At 60.3% G+C, this 20,034-nt stretch carries 24 protein-coding genes; 15 read left to right on the top strand and 9 right to left on the bottom strand.

The features are described 5' to 3' along the window. The first annotated feature begins 96 nt into the window (after positions 1–96). Together AC1DNW_RS07045 and ppa are read left to right on the top strand one after the other, a co-directional pair. A complete protein-coding gene (locus AC1DNW_RS07045; protein ID WP_113299638.1) occupies positions 97–603 on the top strand; it encodes a GNAT family N-acetyltransferase in 507 nt (168 codons plus the stop codon). A gap of 149 nt (positions 604–752) precedes the next feature. Continuing rightward, positions 753–1,289 carry an inorganic diphosphatase gene (gene ppa, locus AC1DNW_RS07040; protein WP_113299639.1) on the top strand — a complete coding sequence of 179 codons (537 nt, stop codon included), beginning with the start codon at positions 753–755 and terminating at the stop codon, positions 1,287–1,289. A gap of 3 nt (positions 1,290–1,292) precedes the next feature. Here ppa and AC1DNW_RS07035 read toward each other — a convergent pair whose 3' ends face one another. Both AC1DNW_RS07035 and AC1DNW_RS07030 read right to left on the bottom strand, forming a co-directional pair. Then, entirely contained in the window at positions 1,293–1,604 is a 312-nt protein-coding gene (locus tag AC1DNW_RS07035) for a DUF167 domain-containing protein (protein WP_113308715.1), read from the bottom strand. Further along, positions 1,601–1,921: a YggT family protein gene (locus AC1DNW_RS07030; RefSeq protein ID WP_113299641.1), complete on the bottom strand. Its 321-nt coding sequence runs from the start codon at positions 1,919–1,921 to the stop codon at positions 1,601–1,603. Before AC1DNW_RS07030 ends, AC1DNW_RS07035 begins: the two co-directional genes overlap by 4 nt. A gap of 109 nt (positions 1,922–2,030) precedes the next feature. Between AC1DNW_RS07030 and AC1DNW_RS07025 the strand changes: the two genes are divergently transcribed. Continuing rightward, positions 2,031–3,275 carry an MFS transporter gene (locus AC1DNW_RS07025; protein WP_113308716.1) on the top strand — a complete coding sequence of 415 codons (1,245 nt, stop codon included), beginning with the start codon at positions 2,031–2,033 and terminating at the stop codon, positions 3,273–3,275. On the opposite strand, the gene AC1DNW_RS07020 is transcribed toward AC1DNW_RS07025, so the two are convergent. The 6 genes from AC1DNW_RS07020 to hemC all read right to left on the bottom strand — a co-directional run bounded on the left by AC1DNW_RS07020 (position 3,256) and on the right by hemC (position 9,100). Continuing rightward, complete coding sequence (locus AC1DNW_RS07020) at positions 3,256–4,011, bottom strand: glutamine amidotransferase (RefSeq protein ID WP_113308717.1); 756 nt, start codon at positions 4,009–4,011, stop codon at positions 3,256–3,258. The two genes, AC1DNW_RS07025 and AC1DNW_RS07020, sit on opposite strands and share 20 nt — an antisense overlap. Further along, positions 3,998–4,483, bottom strand: a complete 486-nt coding sequence (locus AC1DNW_RS07015; RefSeq protein ID WP_113299644.1) for a tellurite resistance TerB family protein — start codon at positions 4,481–4,483, stop codon at positions 3,998–4,000. The genes AC1DNW_RS07020 and AC1DNW_RS07015 overlap by 14 nt, the downstream gene beginning before the upstream one ends. Before the next feature lie 17 nt (positions 4,484–4,500). Beyond that, on the bottom strand, positions 4,501–6,108 hold the full coding sequence (locus tag AC1DNW_RS07010) for a heme biosynthesis protein HemY (protein ID WP_113308718.1): 1,608 nt from the start codon (positions 6,106–6,108) through the stop codon (positions 4,501–4,503). Between the two features lie 2 nt (positions 6,109–6,110). Beyond that, positions 6,111–7,388: a COG4223 family protein gene (locus AC1DNW_RS07005; protein WP_477852260.1), complete on the bottom strand. Its 1,278-nt coding sequence runs from the start codon at positions 7,386–7,388 to the stop codon at positions 6,111–6,113. A 68-nt stretch (positions 7,389–7,456) separates the two neighbouring features. Beyond that, the gene (locus AC1DNW_RS07000) at positions 7,457–8,164 is read right to left on the bottom strand and encodes a uroporphyrinogen-III synthase (protein ID WP_113308720.1); all 708 of its coding nucleotides are present in this window, start codon (positions 8,162–8,164) and stop codon (positions 7,457–7,459) included. A 6-nt stretch (positions 8,165–8,170) separates the two neighbouring features. After that, the gene (hemC, locus tag AC1DNW_RS06995) at positions 8,171–9,100 is read right to left on the bottom strand and encodes a hydroxymethylbilane synthase (RefSeq protein ID WP_113308721.1); all 930 of its coding nucleotides are present in this window, start codon (positions 9,098–9,100) and stop codon (positions 8,171–8,173) included. 72 nt (positions 9,101–9,172) lie between these two features. On the opposite strand from hemC, the gene tsaD reads away from it, so the two are divergent. Genes tsaD through AC1DNW_RS06970 form a run of 5 tightly spaced genes read left to right on the top strand, consistent with a single transcriptional unit; the run spans position 9,173 to position 12,644 of the window. Next, positions 9,173–10,270 carry a tRNA (adenosine(37)-N6)-threonylcarbamoyltransferase complex transferase subunit TsaD gene (gene tsaD / locus AC1DNW_RS06990; protein WP_113308722.1) on the top strand — a complete coding sequence of 366 codons (1,098 nt, stop codon included), beginning with the start codon at positions 9,173–9,175 and terminating at the stop codon, positions 10,268–10,270. After that, positions 10,267–11,250 (top strand): NAD(P)H-dependent glycerol-3-phosphate dehydrogenase, encoded by a 984-nt coding sequence (locus AC1DNW_RS06985; protein ID WP_113308723.1) that lies wholly within the window; start codon positions 10,267–10,269, stop codon positions 11,248–11,250. Before tsaD ends, AC1DNW_RS06985 begins: the two co-directional genes overlap by 4 nt. Positions 11,251–11,259: 9 nt before the next feature. Continuing rightward, entirely contained in the window at positions 11,260–11,553 is a 294-nt protein-coding gene (locus AC1DNW_RS06980) for a YciI-like protein (RefSeq protein WP_113299651.1), read from the top strand. A gap of 5 nt (positions 11,554–11,558) precedes the next feature. Further along, on the top strand, positions 11,559–11,990 hold the full coding sequence (locus AC1DNW_RS06975) for an EVE domain-containing protein (protein ID WP_113308724.1): 432 nt from the start codon (positions 11,559–11,561) through the stop codon (positions 11,988–11,990). Between the two features lie 6 nt (positions 11,991–11,996). Beyond that, positions 11,997–12,644 (top strand): class I SAM-dependent methyltransferase, encoded by a 648-nt coding sequence (locus AC1DNW_RS06970; protein ID WP_477852258.1) that lies wholly within the window; start codon positions 11,997–11,999, stop codon positions 12,642–12,644. On the opposite strand, the gene AC1DNW_RS06965 is transcribed toward AC1DNW_RS06970, so the two are convergent. Continuing rightward, entirely contained in the window at positions 12,641–13,135 is a 495-nt protein-coding gene (locus tag AC1DNW_RS06965; protein ID WP_113308277.1) for a hypothetical protein, read from the bottom strand. The two genes, AC1DNW_RS06970 and AC1DNW_RS06965, sit on opposite strands and share 4 nt — an antisense overlap. A 300-nt stretch (positions 13,136–13,435) precedes the next feature. Between AC1DNW_RS06965 and sdhC the strand changes: the two genes are divergently transcribed. The 7 genes from sdhC (at position 13,436) to mdh (ending at position 20,002) form a co-directional block, all read left to right on the top strand. Next, positions 13,436–13,828, top strand: a complete 393-nt coding sequence (sdhC, locus tag AC1DNW_RS06960; RefSeq protein WP_113308276.1) for a succinate dehydrogenase, cytochrome b556 subunit — start codon at positions 13,436–13,438, stop codon at positions 13,826–13,828. An 11-nt stretch (positions 13,829–13,839) separates the two neighbouring features. Next, positions 13,840–14,220, top strand: a complete 381-nt coding sequence (gene sdhD, locus AC1DNW_RS06955) for a succinate dehydrogenase, hydrophobic membrane anchor protein (RefSeq protein WP_113299173.1) — start codon at positions 13,840–13,842, stop codon at positions 14,218–14,220. 7 nt (positions 14,221–14,227) lie between these two features. After that, on the top strand, positions 14,228–16,069 hold the full coding sequence (sdhA, locus tag AC1DNW_RS06950; protein ID WP_113308275.1) for a succinate dehydrogenase flavoprotein subunit: 1,842 nt from the start codon (positions 14,228–14,230) through the stop codon (positions 16,067–16,069). A gap of 15 nt (positions 16,070–16,084) precedes the next feature. Then, the gene (locus tag AC1DNW_RS06945) at positions 16,085–16,864 is read left to right on the top strand and encodes a succinate dehydrogenase iron-sulfur subunit (protein ID WP_113299171.1); all 780 of its coding nucleotides are present in this window, start codon (positions 16,085–16,087) and stop codon (positions 16,862–16,864) included. Between the two features lie 277 nt (positions 16,865–17,141). Beyond that, positions 17,142–17,654, top strand: a complete 513-nt coding sequence (locus tag AC1DNW_RS06940; RefSeq protein WP_113299170.1) for a protease inhibitor Inh/omp19 family protein — start codon at positions 17,142–17,144, stop codon at positions 17,652–17,654. A gap of 48 nt (positions 17,655–17,702) precedes the next feature. Continuing rightward, positions 17,703–18,866 carry a cell division protein ZapE gene (zapE, locus tag AC1DNW_RS06935; RefSeq protein ID WP_113308274.1) on the top strand — a complete coding sequence of 388 codons (1,164 nt, stop codon included), beginning with the start codon at positions 17,703–17,705 and terminating at the stop codon, positions 18,864–18,866. 173 nt (positions 18,867–19,039) lie between these two features. Beyond that, positions 19,040–20,002 carry a malate dehydrogenase gene (mdh, locus tag AC1DNW_RS06930; protein ID WP_113299168.1) on the top strand — a complete coding sequence of 321 codons (963 nt, stop codon included), beginning with the start codon at positions 19,040–19,042 and terminating at the stop codon, positions 20,000–20,002. Positions 20,003–20,034 lie beyond the last annotated feature (32 nt).

Here is a 20,034-nt window from a genome sequence, read left to right as displayed (position 1 = left end):
TTTCTCTGTCGTCCACATATCAAGTCTGTGGGCAATCGATCACGTTGCGGTCGCCGCAGATGGTTAATTGCCTCCAGCGGGACCAGAGTAAGCGTTATGAAGACGTTGTCGATTGATGTCCGGCGGGCCGAACCGCATGATGCCCGAGCCATATCGGAAGCCCATCGGCTTTCCTGGCAGCATACTTATGCGGGCATCATTCCGCATCGCGCTCTCAGCCACATGATTGAGCGCCGCGGGGAGACCTGGTGGCGCAAAGCGACACGTGGCCCGGCAACGCTACTGGTTCTCGACGTGGCAGGCACCGTGGCGGGCTATGCCACCCTTGGCCTCAACCGTGCCCGTGCGCTGCCGCAGGAGGGCGAAATCTATGAGCTCTACCTGCGTCCGGAATATCAGGGCATCGGCCTCGGCAAGATGCTTTTCGGCGAGGCCCGGCGACTTCTGAAATCTCTCGGCTGCAACGGCATGGTCGTCTGGTGCCTGGAAGAAAACGAGACGGCCGCCAGCTTTTATCGCGACCATGGCGGGATCGATTTCTGCGAGGGCATAGAAAATTTCGACCATAAGCAGATCAAAAAGATCGGCTTCATCTGGAATTGATAACGGCTTCGCAACCGCGCCATTTGATACAGAAAATATTCCACTTTTGAGTGTCCTCGCATATTAAGCATTGCTTGCGAGGCATGTTGCGTTGCGAGATGAAACCGATTAACTGGCTTCGACGCAATTCAATCTCGCGGGAGTTTCCTATGCGCATCGATGCCGTTTCAATCGGTAAGAATCCACCTGAAGACGTCAACGTTATCGTCGAGGTTCCCGTCGGCGGTCATCCGATCAAGTACGAAATGGACAAGGAAGCCGGTACGCTGGTTGTCGACCGCTTCCTCTACACGCCGATGACCTATCCGGGTAACTACGGCTTCGTACCGCACACGCTTTCGGAAGACGGCGACCCGATCGACGTGCTGATCGCCAGCACCCGCCCGCTGGTTCCGGGCTGCGTCATCAACGTTCGCCCGATCGGCGTCCTGAAAATGGAAGACAATTCCGGTAAGGACGAGAAGATCATCGCCGTTCCGTCGCCAAAGCTGACGCAGCGCTATGACAAGGTGAAGGATTACACCGACCTTCCCGAAATCACGCTGAAGCAGATCGAGCACTTCTTCGAGCACTACAAGGATCTTGAGCCCGGCAAGTGGGTAAAGATCTACGGCTGGGGTGATTACAAGGAAGCCGGTGAGCTTATCCTTGAGGCGATCGAACGCGCCAAGAAGGAAAAGGCCTGATCTTCAGGCCAGAAGCCTTTCGAGCTTTTCTATCAAATCCTCCGGGTCGCCATCGATCCGGAGGATTTTTTTACGCGCCGTGTCGCCGGAAGCGATGCTGACGGAGGATTTGGCGATACCGAGCGATTTGGCGACGAGCGCGATCAGCGCCTTGTTCGCCTTTCCCTTTTCCGGGACGGCGGTGACGCGCGCCTTCAGCAGCATTCCGCCTTCACCATCGGGCTCAATGCCATCGATGGCATCGCGCCCGCCATTCGGCGTCAGCCGGATGGCGAGATGGACATGATCGTCGAATTTTTTCCAGGGCCGGTTCAAACGAAGAGCGGATAGATCGTCGTCCAGAGGAAGGAGCGCAGGAAGAAGATGATCAGCAGCAGGATAATCGGAGAGATATCGATGCCGCCGAGATTGGGCAGCAGGCGGCGGATCGGGCGCAACACAGGTTCGGTGACGTTGTAGAGGAACATCCCCACCTGATTGACGAACTGATTGCTGGAATTGATGACGTTAAATGCAAAGAGCCAGGAAAAGATAGCGCTTGCAATCAGGATCCAAGTATAAATTTGCAAAGCCAAATCAATGGTTTGAAATAGCGCAATCATCGTCGTCTCCAATTCGTTGTTGACAGACATGTAGACATTGGCGACTAAACGGGCAAGTACCGTGTGGGAGAGCACGGTGAATCATGTTTAACGGCCGCTCTTACATGGCTTTTGGCGCCCGTTCCCTCGGAAAAGCTTCATGCCGCTTTCGCCTACCGGAGATCGTTTTGCCGCGTTCCGGCACCCGTCTTACACCCGCTTCTTCTTTGCGCGCTTCCTGCTTTCCTTCTCGCAGCAGATCGTCAGCGTCGCAGTCGGCTGGCAGATGTATGACCAGACAGGGAGCGCAATTTATCTCGGCCTCATCGGGCTTGTGCAGTTCCTGCCGTCCCTCGTGCTGATCCTTGTGACCGGCTCCGTGGCCGACCGGCACAATCGCCGCGCCATCGCCTCGATCTGCTCGTTTGTCGGCGCGCTCTGCACGCTGGCGCTTCTGGCGATGACGCTTACCGGCACCTTTTCGCCGATCCCGGTCTTTGCCGTGCTGCTGATCTTCGGCATCGAGCGCGCCTTCATGACGCCGGCCGTACAATCGCTTGCGCCGAACCTGGTGCCGGAGAAGGATCTCTCCAATGCGATCGCCTGGAATTCATCTTCATGGCAGCTTGCGGCAATTACCGGTCCTGTCATCGGCGGCCTGCTTTATGGCATTAGCGCATCGACGGCCTATGCCACCGCCGTGATCTTCTCGGTACTCGGTGCGATCCTCCTCTACATGATCCCCAAACCGCCGCAGAAGACGATCGGAGAGGCCAGGAACTGGGACATGATCCTTGGCGGTTTTCGCTATATCCGGGAGGAGAAGGTGGTGCTCGGGGCGATTTCGCTTGATCTCTTCGCCGTCCTGCTCGGCGGCGCCACCGCGCTGATGCCGATCTTTGCGCGTGACATCCTGACACTCGGGCCTTGGGGCCTCGGTCTGCTTCGCTCGGCGCCGGGCGTGGGCGCCATCATCATGGCGATCTTTCTTGCCGCCTATCCGCTGAAGCATAAGGCGGGGATCTACATGTTCATCGGCGTGGCACTCTTCGGCCTCGGCACGATCGTGTTCGGCCTGTCGACGAATACCGAGGTCTCGATTGCTGCGCTCGCCATCATGGGGGCAGCAGACATGATTTCCGTCTATGTCCGCGAAAGCCTGATCGCGCTCTGGACGCCGGACCATCTGCGCGGCCGCGTGAACGCCGTCAATACAGTCTTCGTCGGTGCTTCCAACGAGCTTGGAGAATTCAGGGCAGGCACCATGGCTTCGGTCTTCGGCGCCGTCCCGGCCGTCATCATCGGCGGTGTCGGCACGCTCGCCGTTGCCGCAATCTGGGCAACCAGTTTTCCGAAGCTCAGGAAGATCGATACGCTGGACGCGCCTACGCGGAAAGCGGCGTAGCGGCTTCAGTCGCTATCGACTTGCCTTCGAAGATGATGTCCAGAAAGCCATCGAGCCAGGCTCTCAGAGGTGCATCGAAAAGCATGCGGCCTTCCAGATGCTCGCGTCCCTGCTGCGCATTCGGCAGGATGAAGCGCTGGGCGCCATGAACGACCCAGCGGTGCATCATCACCCGCGTCAGCTCTGCATGGAACTGCAGGCCCCAGGCATTGCCGTTATAGCGGAAGGCCTGATTGGGATAGGCGTCGCCGGTTGCCAGCAACTCCGCACCATAGGGCAATTCAAATCCTTCCCGGTGGAAGTGATAGACCATCTTCGGCCAACGCATTAAGAGCCTGCCCTTTTCGGTCGGATGCAGGGGATACCAGCCGATCTCCGTGGATCCGTCATTGTTGGCGGCAACCTTGCTGCCGAGATTGCGGGCCAGCATCTGCGCACCGAGGCAAATACCGAGATAGGGGCGATTTTCCTTAAGCGGCACTTCCAGCCAGTCGATCTCCGCCTTGACGAATTCGTCCGGGTCATTGGCGCTCATCGGGCCGCCGAAAATCACTGCGCCGGCATGGTTCTCAAGCGTGCAGGGCAAGGGGTCGCCAAGGGCGGGGCGACGGATATCGAGATCATAGCCTTTCTGGACGAGAAGCTGGCCGACACGACCGGGGCTGGAGCGCTCCTGATGGAGAATGATGAGAATAGGGCGCCTGTCGCGTCTTATACTTCTGTCAGTCAGTGTCATCCTGCACCACCTGTGCGTCCGTAACCCTTGCGGCCGCCTCCTGCCGCTTCTGAATACGCTCACGGGAAGAAACGCCCAGGAGATCGGCAATCCGCCAGATCACGTGGTCTTCCATCTCGCTGCGCTCGCCATCGGCATAGACGATATCCCAGAGAATACCGATCAGCTCCAGACGCTGTTCGGTATTGAGATGTCTCTTAAGATCGGAGGTGAAGCGGAAATAATCAACCGCCGAGCTTTCAGCTTCAAGGCCCGCGGCTATCAAGGCATCGAGCTGTTTGCCGTCGAGCGCATATTGCTCTTTCAACAGCTTGCGCAGCCGCTTTTTCTCGCTGTCCTTGATTTGACCGTCGGCTTCCATGACCTGCATGCAGAGTGCCGCCACGGCAATCCGCGGATCATCCGGGGCAAAGCCTGCTTTGGGGCGGTCGGCGGTCAGATTCTGGAAGAAGGCCTGAAAGCGTTCGAACATGCAGTTTTCGTTCCATTTCAGAAAAGGCGGAGCCGTGTCTTGGGGTCCGGTTCCATCTTGGGGTCACGGACGCCAGGGTCATCCGGCAGGCCGCCAAAGAAAGGTTTTGGTTCGGGCGTGGCAGGAGCCCGCTGTCGGGCGGGCGGCTCGGCGGGTTTCGTCGATGCCGGCGCGAGGGGCGCAGGCCGCGCGGCTTCTGCAATCGTTGCGGCGCGTTCCAGCTCGATGATGCGGTGGTCGTTGACCACGCTTTCCGGGCGGGTTTCACGCAGTGGCGGCAGGGTCTTCAGCGCCGCCTCAAGCGGGGCGGTCGAACCTTCTTCTACCGGACCTTCGAGTTGGCCGAAGGGCGCCTTCCATTCGAAGGCATCGAGGCGGCCGGTCACCGGCGAGACCGGAAGCCATTTGTCGGAGACGAAACCATCGGCGACCCAGGCCGGGTCGCGCGGTGCCTTCAGCGCCTGTGCGAGCCAATGGCGCACACGGCCCTGGTCGCCGGTTTCCGCTTCCTCGATATCTGCAAGCAGGAGGAAGGCAGCCTCGCGCGGCTCGATGCGGGCTGCAGCTTCCGCCTTGGCGCGGGCCTTGGCGAATTCCTGCGCATCGAGCGCCGCTTGAGCGACGACGAGGAGGGATTCGACATTGTTCGGCCGCATGCCTTCCAGCCGCTCGGCGCGCTTCAGGCGGTCGAGCGTGGAATCGCCGCTGCGGGCGCGCACATAAACGCTGCCGATCTCCGGATGCGGTCCAGCTTTCCATGCCTGTTCGAGGATGGAGGCTGCCTTGCGTATGCCGCCTTCGCGGAAAAGCGCCTTTGCGGCGATGAGGGCCGCGGGAACGAAATCGGCCGACAGCTTCAGCGCTTGCTGGGCATCGTCGCGGGCGCCGGCTGGATCGCTTTCGAGTTTGTCGTCGGCACGGGCGGTCAGCAGGACTGCATGAAGGCGACTGGCTTCGGCCTTTTCGACAACCTTGGCTGCCTTCTGCTGCTCCAGCAGACGGATAGCGTCGTTCCAGCGGCCGGACTGGCTGCGATATTCCAGCGTCGCCTGTGCGGCCCAGGGGAGGTAGGGCGCGTTGTCGGCGGCCTTTTCCGCATATTGGCGGGCGGCTTCATTGGCGCCGAGACGCTTGGCTTCGAGATAAAGACCGCGCAAGCCGAGCTCGCGCGTCTCGGGATCGTTAGCCATGGCCTCGAACTTTGAGCGTGCTTCATCATAGCGGCCTTCGATGAGGGCGGCCTGCGCTTCCAGAAGATTGATCAGCGGTTCCTGGTCAGCGCGAATGAGGCCGCGCGAACGGGCGGCCATCTTGCGGGCAAGCAAGGAATTGCCCGCACCGGCGGCAATAAGGCCGGTCGACAGGGCTTGATAGCCGCGATCTCGCTTGCGGGCGCGGAAATAGCGCGTCACCGAATGCGGCGAGGTCCAGATGAGGCGGACGAACCACCAGGCCACCATGACGGCTGCGATCAGCGCGATGATGGCGCTTGCCGCGACGATGAGCCTGGTCTGGTAGATCTGGCCTTCCCAGATCAGCGACAGATCGCCGGGGCGATCGGCAAGCCAGGAAAAACCATAAGCGAGAGCGAGGACGAGGAGCGCGAAGATAACCAGGCGAACCATGCTCATCCTTCCTTGCCGGTGCCGGAAACGGCCTTGGAGACTGCGCCACTGACAAGGTCTTCGACGCGGATGCGGGCCTCAAGCGATTGCTTGAAGGCGGCTGAGGCCTGTTTTGCTGTCGCTGGCAGGCTGTTCCATTCGGCCGATGCGCCGGGCAGGTCGCCGTTCTTCACCTTGTCCTCCATGCGCGCGGCAATGGCTTCTACGCTTTCGCCTTCGATATTGCCGACAGGGCGTACCGTGACCAGTGATTTGGCGCTCGACATCAGCCGGTCCGACCAGCTCTCGTTGGGATCTGGCTGGCTGACGGAATCGACGATTGCAGTTGCGACATCGGGAACCTGACGGATCAGCTCGGCGCGTGAGGGCACGCCGGTTTCGGCAAAGCCGCGCAGATCGGTTGCGGCAGGATCATCGGGCGCCACGCCTGCGAACGTATCGAGCTCGGCGGTGAAAGGTCCGCCGCGATCGATCGCGGCCTTCAGAGCTGCGGCGGCAATGGCGCGGGCGACAGCAACGTCCTCGCGCGGTTCGTTCAACTTCTTTTCGGCTTCGGCGAGTCGGTTCGACATGTCGGCGCCGTTGGAAGCCTGCTGTTCGGTGACCTGCGCAATGCTCGTCTTCAACTGATCGATCTGAGCGGTCAGATCCGCAATCTTCTGGTTGAGTGCGTCGACATCGGTCGAGCCGGTGGAGGCGCCGGATGCCGGTGTCTGAGGTGTCGCCTCGAGAGCCGCGACGCGCTTTTCAAGGGCGCTGTTATCGGCTGCAGGTGTCGGGCTGGCGGCAAGACCTGCGACAGATTGCTTGAGGCCTTCGATCTCGCCCGAGAGGTCAGCCATTTCGGCAAAGTTCGTCTGCGGGGTCGAGGAGCCCGGCAGATAACCGGCATATTGAATCGCGCCAGCGCCAAGCAGGGCGACAAGGCCGCCAAAGATGCCGGCGGCAATCAGGCCTGACGTTGCCGCAATTTTCTGCGGCGGGGCCGGCTGTACCGGTTCTGCGGGCGGAAGCTCTTTCGCAGAAGGTTCTTCCTGTGCGCTCGCGGCCCGTTCGCTCTCATGTTCCGACAGCGGTTCGCCACCAGCCTCGGCGACCGCTACTGCCTCGGCAACAGGTGCATCACCGGCGGCAGCTTGCGCAGCTTCTTCGGCAGATTTTTCGGGATCGTTTGCCGAGGCGAAGTCCTGCGCGTCCAGGTCGATCGTGACCGGTTCGTCGGAACTCTTCGAGTGGCGTGGCGGATTTCCCGATACCATGAGGTCCTCATTATCCTGCATCGCAACGAAACTAGACAGGGATGGTAATTAAGGGAAGAGGTTAGATCAAATTTGGGCGGCTAAAGCCTTCAAAGCAGCGACAAAAGGCTTTTTTCATCCGGCATCGGCGAAACCTCCAGCGCTCTTCCCAAGCTCGGCGGGATGGTCTCCGCAACAGTTTTGCTGAGGCAAATGAGACGGATTTTGGGCATTTGCAGCAAGAGCCACTCTACCTGCGGGATATGAAAGAAATTTTCGGCCGTCTGGCGAGAGTAAAAAAGAACCGCGTCCGGAGGATAGTTTGTGAGAAGTGCCGCTACGGTCTCCGGATCAGGTGCGACTAGCTCCATCCGGTAACATTCGAGCACGGAGAAGTGCCGTCCGAGTTCTACCAGTCTCGCTTCGAAAGTTTCGGCGCGCGGATTGCCGGCGAGATAGAGGAGGTCGTCAGCATTGCTTGCCCCGATCAGCTCGGCAAGTTCACGGCCGCTGCCCGACGAGGCCGTGACAGAATTGAAACCCAGCCTGCGTGCCTCATCCGCCGTCGCCTCGCCGACGGCAAAGAGGATGCGGGAGAGGTGAGGCTGGAGTGCTGGGCCTACAGCTTCAAGCGTCCGCATGGCTTCCGCACTCGTTACGGCAACTGGCCCGGCGGTTTTTTCCAGAGCCAATCGGGCCGCTTGCGGGTCGTAAACGGGCCGAGCGAGAGGCAGCAACAACGGTTCGTGACCCAGTTCGCGCAAACGTTGAGCGGTTCGCTCGCCCGAATGCGCGGGACGGGTAACAAGCACGCGCATGTGGGCCTAGCTCCAGTCCTCGAAGAAGGTGCTGCCCGCTCTCTCGCGCACGTCCTGTCCGGCGCGGGTGCCGAGTGCTGCCGCATCGCGGCGGTTCCCGTCGATGGTGATCGCATGCTGGTGGCGACCATCCGGCGTGATGATAAGGCCGGAGAACCTGATCTGATCGCCTTCGCAAACGGCATAACCACCGATCGGCGTACGGCAGGAACCGTCGAGGGCGGCAAGAAAGGCACGCTCGCAGGAGACGGTGTCGAAGGTCGGCGTATCGTTGATGGGTGCCAGCAGGTCGTCGATCCTGCTGTCACCAATGCGGCTTTCAAGACAGATCGCGCCCTGCGCCGGTGCGGGCGGAAAATTATCGGGGTCAAGGATATCGGTGATGACGTTGACCTTGCCGAGGCGCTTGAGGCCGGCAAGCGCCAGAAGCGTCGCATCGACCTGGCCTTCCTGCAGCTTGCGCAAGCGCGTCTCTACGAGGCCACGGAAGGTGATGACTTTGATATCCGGCCGCATGCGGCGGATGAGCGCCTGACGGCGAAGCGAGGACGAGCCGACGGTTGCGCCATGCGGAAGGTCGATCAGCTTCGGCGCGGTTCGGCCGATCACGGCATCGCGGATATCCTCGCGCGGCAGATAGGCCGAGAGATAGAGACCTTCCGGCAGGGTGGTCGGCATGTCCTTCGTGGAATGCACGGCAAAATCGAGTTCGCCGGCGACGAGCTTATCTTCCAGCTCTTCGGTGAAAAGCCCCTTGCCGCCGATCTCCGCCAGCGAACGGTCGGTGATGCGATCGCCCTTGGTCGTCAACACGACGACTTCGAACATCTCTTCCGGCAGATTATGGGCTGCCATCAGCCGTTCGCGGGCTTCGTTGGCCTGTGCGAGCGCCAGCGGGCTGCCGCGCGTACCGATCCGGAAAGGTTTTGTTTGCATCCGCTTTGATCCGTTGTTACCGGAGTTCTCGTAAACGGGTTTAACCCCTATCGCAATCAACGAACAGGTTTCATGGCTCCCTTTCTGCGTATCCTCGGCATCGAGACAAGCTGCGACGAGACCGCTGCTGCGGTCGTCGAGCGTGATGCGGCAGGTCGCTCCAACGTGCTGTCGGATGTCGTTCTTTCCCAGCTGGACGAGCATAGCGCCTATGGCGGCGTGGTACCCGAAATTGCCGCACGTGCCCATGTCGAGGCGCTGGACGAGCTTATCGAGGAGGCGTTGAAGCGCGCCAATGTGTCGCTCTCGGATGTCGATGCGATCGCGGCGACATCGGGACCCGGCCTGATAGGGGGGCTGCTCGTCGGACTGATGACCGGCAAGGCGATCGCCAAGGCGGCCGGAAAGCCGCTCTATGCCGTCAACCATCTCGAGGGTCATGCGCTGACGGCGCGACTGACGGATGGACTTTCCTTTCCCTATCTGATGCTGCTCGTTTCCGGCGGCCATACGCAGCTCATCCTCGTGCGCGGCGTCGGCGAGTACGAGCGTTGGGGCACGACCATCGATGATGCGCTGGGCGAAGCCTTCGACAAGACGGCCAAGCTGCTCGGCCTTCCTTATCCGGGCGGCCCGGCGGTGGAGCGAATGGCAAAGAACGGCAATGCCGATCGTTTCAATTTCCCGCGGCCGCTGGTCGGCGAGGCGCGGCTTGATTTTTCCTTTTCCGGCCTGAAGACGGCCGTGCGGCAGGCTGCGACCGAGATCGCGCCGCTGACGGATCAGGATGTGGCAGATATCTGCGCCTCCTTCCAGAAGGCGATTTCGCGCACGATGAAGGACCGCATCGGGCGCGGTCTGCAGCGGTTCAAGGCGGAGTTTGCCGATCTGCCGGAAAAGCCGGCGCTGGTGGTTGCCGGGGGCGTTGCTGCCAATCAGGAAATCCGCAGCACGCTGCAAGCGCTCTGCGACAAGAACGGTTTCCGCTTCATTGCGCCGCCGCTCCATCTCTGCACCGATAATGCGGTGATGATCGCCTGGGCGGGACTGGAGCGCATGGCGAAGGGTGTTTCTCCCGACGATCTCGATGTACAGCCGCGCTCGCGCTGGCCGCTCGATTCAAAGGCCGAGACCTTGATCGGATTCGGAAAGCGGGGAGCCAAGGCATGAGCGAACACATCGCCGTCGTCGGATCGGGCGCTTTCGGCACGGCGCTTGCCGCTGTCATTGCGCTGACCGGGCGCAATTCAGCTGTTCTCGTCGGCCGTGATCCGTCGCTGATTGACGATCTCAAAACCGAGCGGCTGCATGATGCGGTACTGCCCGGCATCCCGCTACCGGAATCGTTGGAATTTTCGGCTGACGCGAATGCGATCGGCAATGCCGGCATCGTGCTCTTTGCCATGCCCTCGCAGGCGCAGGCGGATGCCGCGCGGCAATATGGTCCTTATCTGGCTAAGGATGCCGTTGTGGTCACCTGCGCCAAAGGCATCGAACGGCAGACCGGTGCACTTCTGACCGACATGCTGGAGCACGAATTGCCTGATCATCCGGTTGGCGTGCTCTCCGGACCCGGCTTTGCCGCCGATATCGCCAAGGGGCTGCCGACGGCAATGGCAATCGCTGCGGCCGACATGCAGGTTGCCGAGCGCCTGGCGCAGGCGATTTCGAGCCGCACCTTCCGGCTCTATGCCTCCGACGACCGCATCGGCGTGCAGCTTGGTGGCGCTTTGAAGAATGTGCTGGCGATCGCCTGCGGCATCGTCGAAGGCAGCGGCATCGGCGATTCGGCCCGCGCCGCGCTGATTGCCCGCGGGCTTGCCGAGATGTCGCGCTTCATTGTTGCCAAGGGCGGCAATGCCGATACGGCGCGCGGGCTTTCCGGCCTCGGTGATCTGGTGCTGACGGCAACCAGCCATCAGTCGCGCAACCTGCGTTTCGGCATTGCGCTCGGGCGCGGCGAAAAGGTGGACCCTTCCCGAGGCGAGTTGGTGGAAGGCGCTTTTGCTGCGGCGATTGCCTCCCGGCTTGCAGAGCAACTCGGCGTCGAGATGCCGATCACCGATGCGGTTTCAGCGATCATCGAAGGCAAGCTCGGCATATCCGAAGCCATCGAACAATTGATGACACGTCCGATTACGACCGAATAGGAGACAGACATGCTTTTCGCCCTTCTGTGCAAGGACAAGTCCGGCCATCTCAATGTGCGCATGGAGACGCGCTCGACTCATCTCGATTATCTCAACAAGCTGAATGCCGAAGGCAAGCTTGCCATGGCCGGCCCGTTCCTCGATACGGAAGGCAAGCCCAACGGCAGCCTCGTGATCGTCCATGCCGAAACGGTTGATGATGCCAAGGCACTCGGCGCTGCCGATCCCTATGCACTCGCCGGCCTGTTCGAAAGCGTCGAGGTGAAGCCTTTCAACTGGGTCTTCAACAAGCCGGAGGCTTAAGCGGGATGGCGCATTGGCTTTATAAATCCGAACCCGCGGCCTGGTCCTGGGAACAGCAGAAGGCAGCTGGCGAGAAGGGCACTGAATGGACCGGTGTGCGCAACTACCTTGCGCGCAACAACATGCGGGCAATGCAGATCGGCGACAAGGGTTTCTTCTACCACTCCAATGATGGGCTGGAGATCGTCGGTATTGTCGAGGTTTGTGCGCTCTCGCATCCGGATTCGACGGCGAAGGGCGATCCTAAATGGGATTGCGTCGATATCCGCGCCGTCATGGATGTGCCGAAGCCTGTGACGCTGAAGGACATCAAGGCAAATGAGAAGCTGTCCAAGATGTCGCTGGTCACCTCCATGCGGCTATCAGTCCAGCCGGTGACGGAGGACGAATGGGCCGAGGTCTGCCGCATGGGCGGTTTTGACAACCCGCCGCGCTGAGCAGCTTTGAAGACCGATCCGGAAAGCTTCATCCGCGCCAATACCAGCCTGATTGCGCCGCCGCATGTGCCGGAAATCCGGCTGTACCTGGCCAGCGAAGCCCATGAGCTCTGGCTGAAGACGGAAGAGGAGCTTGAGGCGATCGGCCTGCCGCCGCCTTTCTGGGCATTTGCCTGGGCGGGCGGGCAGGGGCTGGCGCGCTATGTTCTCGATCACCCCGAAACGGTCGCAAGAAAGCGGGTGCTCGATTTTGCAAGCGGTTCGGGACTGGTTGGAATTGCGGCAAGCAAGGCTGGCGCTGTCAAAGTGATGGCCGCGGATATCGATCCATGGTCGCAGACGGCGGTGCGCGTGAATGCAGCCGCTAATTCGGTCCTGCTGGATTTCGACAGGACCGATCTTATCGGGCGAGACCTCGATGTGGATGTCGTGCTCGCCGGCGATGTCTTCTACGACAGGGCTTTCGCCGAAGCGCTGGTTCCGTGGTTCGAGACGCTCGCAGCCGAGGGCAAGGACGTGCTGGTCGGCGATCCCGGGCGCGCCTATTTGCCAAAGGACAGGTTGGAATTCTGCGCCGTCCATGAAGTGCCCGTCACCCGGGCGCTTGAAGACAGCGAGGTCAAGAAGACGACGGTCTGGCGATTCAGGCCTTAGGGTCGGATGACACAGACACTGGCCTCATAAGAGCAGGGGTCATCGGCAATACCGACATCGATGACCTTAGCCTTCGGGGCAAGGTTGTGTTCCCGCGCAGCCAGACGATAGTACCTGTCGCCGCCGACATAGGTCCCACCGTCCGTCTGATAGGCATAGGACGACCCGGCGTAGAGGCCGTTGCTCCCGTAATTCTGATCATAGCTCTGCGGCTGGGACGCAATGACGATGATGTTGCTGTGACCGTAGCGAATTGTTCCCGGATAGTTGAACTGCTTCAGAAAAGGGCTGCGTGGACGATGGCGGATGACATTGTCGCGTGTGAAGTGCAGGCCACTATCCCAATGGGTGCGCTTGCCGAGAAAAAACCCGTCATTAAAGCCGTGATGGCGCGGAAAGCGATGATCGAAGTTGCGCTCTCCTGCTGCGGCGGGAAGTGCTGCCAGCACCGCAAGGAGGGCAAGGGTGGTCTTGGACAGACTGCGAAACATGGACCAAACTCCGAAACGCTAACAAATCGTTAACGTGAGATTGCGCCAAAAGGCGGATCTTGTCCACGCAGGCGTGCGCTCGGCCCAAAAATTGAGCGAGAGAGGCGAGTTTCCCGGCTTGAAACTTCCCGGTAACGCGAATCGATTAAATTAAAAGCAGGCTGTAATTATGCTTGTCGTCAGGGGGTTCGGTGATTAAACGTCGGGATTGATGCAACGCACACAGAATTTTGTCATTCGTGTGGTTGACTGAGTACGCTCCGCGCTCCGGGAGCTTAGAGAAGACGCCGCGAGGTTCTGATGGCGAATGTGACAAACCGGCCCCTGTCGCCGCATCTGCAAATCTACAAGCCTATTCCCACCATGGTCATGTCGATCGTTCACCGCATCACCGGTGGCGCTCTGTACTTCGGCACGCTGCTGATTGTCTGGTGGCTGATCGCAGCCGCTACCGGCCAGGCCTATTACGACTGGGCCAACTGGGTGCTTGGCAGCATCATCGGCAAGCTCGTCCTGCTCGGTTATACCTGGGCGCTCATGCACCACCTGCTTGGCGGCTTCCGCCATTTCATGTGGGACCTCGGATATGGCTTCGAGAAGGAATTCTCGACCAAGCTCGCCATCGCCAATATCATCGGATCGCTCTGTCTGACCGTGCTGGTCTGGGTGATCGGCTTCATCATTCGCTTCTGAAGGTCGCACTCATGGATATGCGTACTCCTCTGGGCAAGGTTCGTGGCCTCGGCTCCGCCAAGGAAGGCACCGATCATTTCTGGCGCCAGCGCCTGACGGCCGTCGCCAACGTTCCGCTGATGATCTTCTTCGTCATCTTCATGATCGTCTATGCCGGCGCGCCTTACGCCGACGTGGTTCGCGCCCTCTCGAACCCGTTCGTCGCCGTCGTCATGGGCCTGATGGTCATCTCCGGCGTTATTCACATGAAGCTCGGCATGCAGGTCATCATCGAGGATTATGTTCATGGCGAAGGACTGAAGATCATCAGCCTGATGCTGAACACCTTCTTCGCGATCGTGGTCGCCGGCCTCTGTATCTTCGCCATTCTGAAAATCGCATTCGTAGGATAACCGTATCATGGCACCGTCTTCACCCGCTCAGAATGGGAAGGCCTATACCTATGTCGATCACTCCTATGATGTGATCGTCGTGGGCGCCGGCGGCGCCGGCCTGCGCGCCACGCTCGGCATGGCCGAACAGGGCTTCCGCACGGCCTGCATCACCAAGGTATTCCCGACCCGCTCGCACACGGTTGCGGCTCAGGGCGGCATTGCCGCCTCGCTGCAGAACATGACGCCGGACAGCTGGCAGTGGCACCTTTACGACACCGTCAAGGGCTCCGACTGGCTCGGCGATGTCGACGCCATGCAGTATCTCACCATGGAAGCGCCGAAGGCGGTCTATGAACTCGAGCATTACGGCGTACCGTTCTCGCGCAACGAGGAAGGCAAGATCTACCAGCGCCCGTTTGGCGGACACATGCAGAATTTCGGCGAAGGCCCGCCGGTGCAGCGCACCTGTGCGGTTGCCGACCGTACCGGCCACGCCATCCTGCATACGCTCTACGGCCAGTCGCTGCGCAACAATGCGGAATTCTTCGTCGAGTATTTTGCGCTCGACCTCATCATGTCGGATGACGGCAGCCGCTGCACCGGCGTCATCGCCTGGTGCCTCGACGACGGCACGATCCATCGCTTCGCCGCCAAGATGGTAGTTCTGGCGACCGGCGGTTACGGCCGCGCCTATTTCTCGGCGACATCGGCCCATACCTGCACCGGCGACGGTGGCGGTATGGTGGCCCGCGCCGGCCTGCCGCTGCAGGATATGGAATTCGTGCAGTTTCATCCGACCGGCATCTACGGTTCCGGCTGTCTCATCACCGAAGGCGCACGCGGCGAAGGTGGCTACCTCGTCAACTCCGAGGGCGAGCGCTTCATGGAGCGCTATGCACCCTCGGCCAAGGATCTTGCCTCGCGTGATGTCGTTTCGCGCTGCATGACGCTGGAAATCCGCGAGGGCCGCGGCGTCGGCAAGAACAAGGACCACATCTTCCTGCATCTCGACCATCTCGATCCGGCCGTGCTGCATGAGCGCCTGCCGGGCATTTCCGAGAGTGCAAAGATCTTTGCCGGCGTTGACGTTACCCGCGAGCCGATCCCGGTCCTGCCGACCGTCCACTACAACATGGGCGGCATCCCGACTAACTACTGGGGTGAGGTGCTCAATGCCGACAGCTCCAATCCGGAGCGCATCATCCCCGGGCTGATGGCTGTCGGCGAAGCCGGTTGCGCCTCCGTTCACGGGGCAAACCGTCTTGGCTCCAATTCGCTGATCGACCTCGTGGTCTTCGGCCGTGCGGCTGCGATCCGCGCCGGCGAGGTCATCGACCGCGCGTCTGCGGTACCGGCGCTGAACGTTGCCGCCTGCGACAAGATCATGGATCGTTTCGATGGTCTGCGTCACGCCAGCGGCGGCACGCCGACGGCGGTGCTGCGCGAAAAAATGCAGCGCGCCATGCAGGATGACGCAGCGGTATTCCGTACGCAGGAATCGCTGGAATCCGGTTGCCGCCGTATCTCGGAAATCTGGAGCGAACTCAAGGACATCAAGGTCACTGACCGCTCGATGATCTGGAACTCCGACCTCGTTGAGACGCTGGAACTGCAGAACCTGATGGCCAATGCGATCACCACGATCTACGGTGCCGAGGCCCGCAAGGAAAGCCGCGGCTCGCATGCCCGCGAGGACTATACGTCAGGTCCGTTCGCCGGTCGTGACGACGTCAACTGGCGCAAGCACACGCTGGCCTGGGTGAATGAGGCGGGCGACGTGAAGCTTGACTACCGGCCTGTCCACACCGACCTCATCGCAGACGGCATCGATCCTCACAAGATCGAGCCGAAGGCTCGCGTATACTGATCAGAGGAACCTGACATGGTTGAACTCGCTCTCCCCAAGAATTCCCAGATGCGCGAAGGCAAGGTGTGGCCGAAGCCGTCGGGCGCCAAGAACACCCGTGAGTTCCGCGTCTATCGCTGGAGCCCGGATGACGGCCAGAACCCGTCGATCGACACCTTCTACGTCGACATCGATGATTGCGGGCCGATGGTTCTCGATGCACTGCTCTACATCAAGAACAAGATCGACCCGACGCTGACGCTGCGCCGCTCCTGTCGTGAAGGCATCTGCGGTTCCTGCGCGATGAATATCGACGGTACGAATACGCTCGCCTGCACCAAGGGCATGGACGACATCAAGGGCACTGTGAAGATCTATCCGTTGCCGCATATGCCCGTCGTCAAGGATCTCGTTCCCGATCTCAGCAACTTCTATGCGCAGCATCGCTCCATCGAGCCCTGGCTGAAGACGGTTTCGCCGACGCCGGCCAAGGAATGGAAACAGAGCCATGAGGACCGCCAGAAGCTCGACGGCCTCTACGAGTGCATCCTGTGCGCCTGCTGCTCGACTTCCTGTCCGAGCTACTGGTGGAACGGCGACCGTTACCTCGGTCCGGCCGTTTTGCTGCAGGCCTATCGCTGGCTGATCGACTCCAGAGACGAAGCAACTGGCGAGCGCCTCGACAATCTCGAGGATCCGTTCCGCCTCTACCGTTGCCACACGATCATGAACTGCGCGCAGACCTGCCCGAAGGGTCTGAACCCGGCCAAGGCAATCGCAGAAATCAAAAAGATGATGGTCGAGCGTCGCGTGTGAGCGTCGACGCCTCTACCGGAATCAATCGAGCGTTATCTCGACGTCGCAGAACAGATCAAACCTGATCAAGAACGAGACGGCCGGGCACAACACCTTGCTGACATATTTTACCAGCAAGAAGTCCCACGAGCGGACGGTTGAATTGTGCCGGTTGCGCCATAGGTGTCACGAAGGCATTTTGGGTTTGTGCTGACTTGATTAACCAAAGTGAAATACGGTAATTCGAACTTACAATTGAATATCTCTGCGGTTGAGGCGGACATTCGGGAGCTTGATGATGCAGTTGCGATATGTGGTGACGGGTCTAACGGCCGCTCTGGCCTTGGCAGGATGCCAGCGCACCTCATATGACTATAGCAGTAATAACGCGCCTCCGCCGCTGACTGCGCAGCCTGTGCCTTCCGTGCAGGGCGGTCAGCTTCCGCCTCCGGGGGGCAGTTCGCAGTTCCCCGCTGCTCCGGCGTCCACGGCCCCGATGGCCGGTGTTCAGCCGGGTGGCGCAGCACCGGCGACTTCGCTTGATGTCACCAAGGAATCGATGGTCGGCAGCTGGCGTGTCAACGGCACCTGCGACATGTTCCTGACGCTCACCAATCTCGGCAGCGGGTCGCGCGGCGGCACGCGTGGTTGCGTCGGCGAATTGACGGCGATGGGTTCCTGGGAGGTTTCTGGCAAGCAGGTTCTGCTCAAGGACCGCAGCGGCAACCAGCTCGGTGCTGTCTACAAGGTGGCTGACAACAGCTTCAGCGGCCAGACCGCGACCGGACAGGCGATCAATCTCAGCCGGTAAGTCAATCCGGCGGATACCCGCTGGTTACGCATAGGCGGACAAGCCCTCATGCAGCCAATGCCAGACTATTCGCTCAGCGTCACCGAGCAGCTCAAATCGCTGACGGCCTCGGGAACGCTGCAGGTCGATTCCGCCCAGATGGATGTGGCCAAAAGCCTCGACCGGGTCCTCGCCTCCCTCAAGCAGAAGCGGCCTGCCACCAAAAGTAACGCGCTCGGCTGGTTGTTTGCCTCCAGGAAGAAGACCGAGACCGGCATCAGGGGGCTCTATATCCACGGCAGCGTCGGACGCGGCAAGACGATGCTCATGGACATGTTTTTCCAGATGGCGCCATGCCGGAAGAAGCGGCGCGCGCATTTCCATGAATTCATGGCCGATGTGCATAATCGCATCGCCGCCCACCGGCTGAAGCTGAAGAACGGCGAGACGAAGCAGGCCGATCCGATGCCGCCGGTCGCAGCCGCGCTTTTCGAGGAAGCGGAACTGCTGTGCTTCGACGAATTCACGGTCGCCGACATCGCCGATGCAATGATCCTGTCGCGGCTTTTCTCCGAGCTTTTCGAACGCGGCTGCGTGCTCGTTGCGACGTCGAATGTCGAGCCGGACAATCTTTACAAGGACGGTCTCAACCGCGGGCTCTTCCTTCCCTTCGTTGCTCTCCTCAAAAAGCATGTCGAGGTCGTAACTCTCGATTCGCCAACTGATTATCGGATGGAGAAGCTGAACAGCCAGCCGGTCTATCTCATCCCGATTGATGAGCGTACCGACATGGCGATGGATGCGTCGTGGACGCAGGCGCTGCACGGCCGCAAGGCGCAGCCTATGGAAATTCCCATGAAGGGGCGAACGATCCATGTGCCGCTCGCCATCGACCGCATGGCGCGCTTCTCTTTCGCCGATCTCTGCGACAGGCCGCTGGGTGCGGTCGATTTCCTGGCCATCGCCGAGCGCTTCGATACGGTCTTCATCGATCACGTTCCGTTGCTCGGCCCCGAAAAACGGAACCAGATCAAGCGCTTCATCATTTTGATCGATACGCTCTACGATCATGGCACCCGCCTCTACGCTTCCGCTGCTGCCATGCCCGAGGATCTGCTCGTTGAGAGACGAGGCACCGAAGGCTTCGAATTCGACCGGACGGCATCGCGCCTTTTCGAGATGAGAAGCGCGGAATATCTCGCAGCGCATCACGAGAAACGCGCCGCCGAGTAACACTTTGGTGACAATTTATCTTACGTTTACGTAAGAATTTTAATATCTAAACGATTGAAATTGCTGCACCAAAAATAATGCATTGCCATTTTTTGGCTTTAGGTCTATGCGATTGCGACATTGGGCGATGCCCGCGCGTCGCCCGACGAATTTGATCGCAAAGGAAAAGCGAAATGGCGCGTAACAAGATCGCACTTATCGGTTCTGGCATGATTGGTGGCACGCTGGCGCATCTCGCCGGCCTGAAGGAACTGGGCGACATCGTCCTCTTCGACATTGCCGATGGCATTCCCCAGGGCAAGGGTCTCGACATCGCACAGTCCTCCCCCGTCGAAGGCTTCGATGCCAATCTGACTGGCGCCAGCGACTATTCCGCGATCGAAGGCGCCGACGTCTGCATCGTCACCGCCGGCGTTCCGCGCAAGCCGGGCATGAGCCGCGACGACCTTCTCGGCATCAACCTCAAGGTCATGGAGCAGGTCGGCGCCGGCATCAAGAAATATGCCCCGAACGCTTTCGTGATCTGCATCACCAACCCGCTCGACGCCATGGTCTGGGCTCTGCAGAAGTTCTCGGGCCTGCCGGCCAACAAGGTCGTCGGCATGGCCGGCGTTCTCGACTCCTCGCGCTTCCGTCTCTTCCTCGCCAAGGAATTCAACGTTTCCGTTCAGGACGTCACGGCTTTCGTTCTCGGTGGTCACGGCGACACGATGGTGCCGCTCGCTCGTTATTCGACCGTTGGCGGCATTCCGCTGACCGATCTCGTCACCATGGGCTGGGTCACCAAGGAACGCCTCGAAGAAATCATCCAGCGCACCCGTGACGGCGGCGCCGAAATCGTCGGCCTCCTGAAGACCGGTTCTGCCTACTACGCTCCGGCCGCTTCGGCGATCGAAATGGCTGAATCCTACCTCAAGGACAAGAAGCGCGTTCTGCCGTGCGCTGCCTATCTCTCCGGCCAGTATGGCGTGAAGGACATGTATGTCGGCGTGCCCACCGTCATCGGTGCTGGCGGCATCGAGCGCATCATCGAGATCGATCTCAACAAGGCCGAGAAGGAAGCCTTCGACAAGTCCGTCGGCGCCGTTGCCGGTCTCTGCGAAGCCTGCATCAACATCGCGCCTTCCCTCAAGTAATTGGTGCGCTGAAGCAATCGAAATAGGGACAA

It is taken from the genome of Rhizobium sp. 05L429 (assembly GCF_056397645.1).
This window is presented reverse-complemented; position numbering and strand designations above follow the sequence as displayed.

Excerpts from the sequence above, each read along its gene's own strand:
- sdhD (WP_113299173.1), top strand. The coding sequence starts at position 13,840 with ATGGATATGCGTACTCCTCTGGGCAAGGTTCGTGGCCTCGGCTCCGCC.
- sdhC (WP_113308276.1), top strand. The coding sequence starts at position 13,436 with ATGGCGAATGTGACAAACCGGCCCCTGTCGCCGCATCTGCAAATCTAC.
- AC1DNW_RS07005 (WP_477852260.1), bottom strand. The coding sequence starts at position 7,388 with ATGCAGGATAATGAGGACCTCATGGTATCGGGAAATCCGCCACGCCAC.
- AC1DNW_RS06975 (WP_113308724.1), top strand. The coding sequence starts at position 11,559 with ATGGCGCATTGGCTTTATAAATCCGAACCCGCGGCCTGGTCCTGGGAA.
- AC1DNW_RS06965 (WP_113308277.1), bottom strand. The coding sequence starts at position 13,135 with ATGTTTCGCAGTCTGTCCAAGACCACCCTTGCCCTCCTTGCGGTGCTG.
- AC1DNW_RS06985 (WP_113308723.1), top strand. The coding sequence starts at position 10,267 with ATGAGCGAACACATCGCCGTCGTCGGATCGGGCGCTTTCGGCACGGCG.
- hemC (WP_113308721.1), bottom strand. The coding sequence starts at position 9,100 with ATGCAAACAAAACCTTTCCGGATCGGTACGCGCGGCAGCCCGCTGGCG.
- sdhA (WP_113308275.1), top strand. The coding sequence starts at position 14,228 with ATGGCACCGTCTTCACCCGCTCAGAATGGGAAGGCCTATACCTATGTC.
- tsaD (WP_113308722.1), top strand. The coding sequence starts at position 9,173 with ATGGCTCCCTTTCTGCGTATCCTCGGCATCGAGACAAGCTGCGACGAG.
- AC1DNW_RS06980 (WP_113299651.1), top strand. The coding sequence starts at position 11,260 with ATGCTTTTCGCCCTTCTGTGCAAGGACAAGTCCGGCCATCTCAATGTG.
- AC1DNW_RS07020 (WP_113308717.1), bottom strand. The coding sequence starts at position 4,011 with ATGACACTGACTGACAGAAGTATAAGACGCGACAGGCGCCCTATTCTC.
- ppa (WP_113299639.1), top strand. The coding sequence starts at position 753 with ATGCGCATCGATGCCGTTTCAATCGGTAAGAATCCACCTGAAGACGTC.
- AC1DNW_RS07010 (WP_113308718.1), bottom strand. The coding sequence starts at position 6,108 with ATGGTTCGCCTGGTTATCTTCGCGCTCCTCGTCCTCGCTCTCGCTTAT.
- AC1DNW_RS07045 (WP_113299638.1), top strand. The coding sequence starts at position 97 with ATGAAGACGTTGTCGATTGATGTCCGGCGGGCCGAACCGCATGATGCC.
- AC1DNW_RS07030 (WP_113299641.1), bottom strand. The coding sequence starts at position 1,921 with ATGTCTGTCAACAACGAATTGGAGACGACGATGATTGCGCTATTTCAA.
- AC1DNW_RS07015 (WP_113299644.1), bottom strand. The coding sequence starts at position 4,483 with ATGTTCGAACGCTTTCAGGCCTTCTTCCAGAATCTGACCGCCGACCGC.
- AC1DNW_RS07025 (WP_113308716.1), top strand. The coding sequence starts at position 2,031 with ATGCCGCTTTCGCCTACCGGAGATCGTTTTGCCGCGTTCCGGCACCCG.
- AC1DNW_RS06945 (WP_113299171.1), top strand. The coding sequence starts at position 16,085 with ATGGTTGAACTCGCTCTCCCCAAGAATTCCCAGATGCGCGAAGGCAAG.
- zapE (WP_113308274.1), top strand. The coding sequence starts at position 17,703 with ATGCAGCCAATGCCAGACTATTCGCTCAGCGTCACCGAGCAGCTCAAA.
- AC1DNW_RS06940 (WP_113299170.1), top strand. The coding sequence starts at position 17,142 with ATGCAGTTGCGATATGTGGTGACGGGTCTAACGGCCGCTCTGGCCTTG.
- mdh (WP_113299168.1), top strand. The coding sequence starts at position 19,040 with ATGGCGCGTAACAAGATCGCACTTATCGGTTCTGGCATGATTGGTGGC.
- AC1DNW_RS07000 (WP_113308720.1), bottom strand. The coding sequence starts at position 8,164 with ATGCGCGTGCTTGTTACCCGTCCCGCGCATTCGGGCGAGCGAACCGCT.